Below are 438 nucleotides of genomic sequence, written 5' to 3'. Positions count from 1 at the left end.
CCGGTCTTCCACTTGGCCGCCCGCGAGGACCATATTGCACCACCGCACTCGGTGTTTTCCGGGGCAGGGCGCTTAGGCGGATCGGTGACCTTCGTGCTGGCCGGCTCCGGGCATATCGCCGGGGTCATCAACCCTCCATCGCGTGGGCGCTATCAGTACTGGACGGGTGGAGAACCTGAAGGTTCGCTCGAGACGTGGCTCGAACATGCGGAAGAGCATCCCGGCTCATGGTGGCCACACTGGCAGACCTGGATCGAGGCGCAGGACCGCAGGTGGGTCAAACCCCGGCGGCCCAGTGCGGGCAAGCTCACGTCCATTGAAGATGCACCCGGCAGCTATGTCCGGGCGCAGTAGAACCCATTATGAAGTCAACAGGGAGAAGGAAACAGCATGGCGCGTGTCGTTTTGGTCACCGGTGGCACCCGCGGCATCGGTGCC

The 438-nt window shown here is 63.9% G+C and carries 1 pseudogene; it reads left to right on the top strand.

The window, feature by feature from the left end:
- Positions 1–354: pseudogene (locus KBI52_RS33790) on the top strand (class I poly(R)-hydroxyalkanoic acid synthase); the annotation flags it as partial.
- Positions 355–438 lie beyond the last annotated feature (84 nt).

It is taken from the genome of Microvirga sp. HBU67558 (genome assembly GCF_018069605.1).
GTDB lineage: Bacteria > Pseudomonadota > Alphaproteobacteria > Rhizobiales > Beijerinckiaceae > Microvirga > Microvirga terrae.
The sequence above is the reverse complement of the archived record's forward strand: the minus strand, read 5'-3'. Positions and strand labels throughout refer to the sequence as shown.